Genomic DNA, 244 nt, shown 5'->3' with positions numbered 1-244 from the left:
GTGCTGAGCTCGGCTGTGTACAAAATTCACTCTGTTTTCGAACATACTCATGTGACGATGCCATAAACTCAATACAAGCATCTTTCAACTCTGCGTGTTTCATTCGCCTAGCATCTTCTGATCGTATGCGTTTATTTTCTTCAGCCTGTTTTTCTTCTTTTTTTGACTGCAATGTGTTCTGGTAATTACGATCTTGAACCTGGTTTCGACGTGACCAAATTGCACTCACTGCACCAGCTAGTAA

Annotated in this window: 1 protein-coding gene; it reads right to left on the bottom strand. The window is 41.4% G+C overall.

Annotated elements, in window-relative coordinates:
- On the bottom strand, positions 1 to 244 hold a 244-nt coding region (locus AAEY78_RS14565), incomplete at both ends, for a hypothetical protein (RefSeq protein ID WP_352340167.1).

Source organism: Psychrobacter sp. 16-MNA-CIBAN-0192 (genome assembly GCF_040309565.1).
Classification (GTDB): Bacteria; Pseudomonadota; Gammaproteobacteria; order Pseudomonadales; family Moraxellaceae; genus Psychrobacter.
Note: the sequence above shows the minus strand (reverse complement) of the source record. Positions and strands in the feature narration are given on the sequence as shown.